Source organism: Halopseudomonas sp. 4NH20-0008, assembly GCF_057548395.1.
In genome coordinates, this window is sequence record NZ_BAAJMD010000039.1 from 1 (window position 1) to 1,197 (window position 1,197).

The window sequence follows — 1,197 nt, forward strand, 5'->3', positions numbered from 1 at the left end:
GGTAATCCCCCCGAAAAACAGCGGTGATCAGAAGTAGAATTTTCCGTAAGCTATTTGCAGGGAGATTCTGCATGAAAACATCACGTTTTACCGACAGCCAGATTCTGGCAATCCTGAAGCAAGCCGAGAACGGTGTGCCGGTTCCGGAGCTTTGCCGCGAGCACGGATTTAGCAGCGCCACTTTTTACAAATGGCGTTCCAAGTTTGGCGGCATGGATGCATCCATGATGGCCAGGCTTAAAGAGCTTGAAGACGAAAACCGGCGGCTGAAGAAAATGTATGCCGAAGAGCGTCTCAAGGCTGAGATCCTCAAGGAAGCCATCGAAAAAAAGTGGTGAAGCCGTCTCACCGCCGCGAGATGGCGCACAAAGCAGTTAGCGATAAGAAGGTCAGCATACGCTTGGCTTGCGCTCTGTTTGGTATCAGCGAGGCCTGCTATCGCTACCAGGCCCGACTGAGCACTGAGAACGCGCTGATCGCCGACTGGCTATTGCGCCTGTCCCACAATCAGCGCAACTGGGGCTTTGGCTTGTGCTTCCTGTTCTTACGCAACGTGAAGGGCTTTGGCTGGAACCATAAGCGGGTCTATCGCATCTATCGAGAGCTTGAGTTGAATCTGCGCATCAAGCCCCGCAAGCGCCTGGTGCGTGAGAAGCCTGAACCACTCGCAGTGCCTTTAGCAATCAATGCATGCTGGTCTATGGACTTCATGCACGACCAACTCAGCGACGGTCGCAGCTATCGTTTGTTCAATGTGCTGGATGACTTCAACCGTGAAGGACTGGGTATAGAGGTTGATCTGTCACTGCCTGCTGAGCGTGTTATCCGAGCCTTGAACCAGATCATCGAATGGAGGGGAAAACCAGCCTCGATCCGTTGCGACAATGGCCCCGAGTACATCAGTGGCAAGCTGGCTGCATGGGCAGAGAAGCGTGGCATTACCATCAGCTTCATTCAGCCGGGCAAGCCGCAACAGAATGCCTATATCGAGCGTTACAACCGAACCGTACGCTATGACTGGCTGTCGCACTATCTGTTCGACTCGATTGAGCAGGTCCAGGACTTCGCGACACGTTGGTTATGGACATACAATAACGAACGGCCAAATATGGCCTTGGGTGGCATCACGCCGCGACAGAAGTTGGCCATGGTGGCCTGACTCTACTTCTGAACCCCGCTAAAAATGGGGGGATTACC

The 1,197-nt window shown here is 53.5% G+C and carries 1 protein-coding gene; it reads left to right on the forward strand.

What is annotated here, in order from left to right:
• The first annotated feature begins 71 nt into the window (after window positions 1-71).
• Window positions 72-1,159 (forward strand): IS3 family transposase gene (locus tag AC27HQ_RS16920; RefSeq protein WP_487157367.1). Its coding sequence is split into 2 segments (ribosomal slippage): window positions 72-324 and window positions 324-1,159, totalling 1,089 coding nucleotides; the frame shifts between segments, so codons are not numbered across the junction.
• Window positions 1,160-1,197 lie beyond the last annotated feature (38 nt).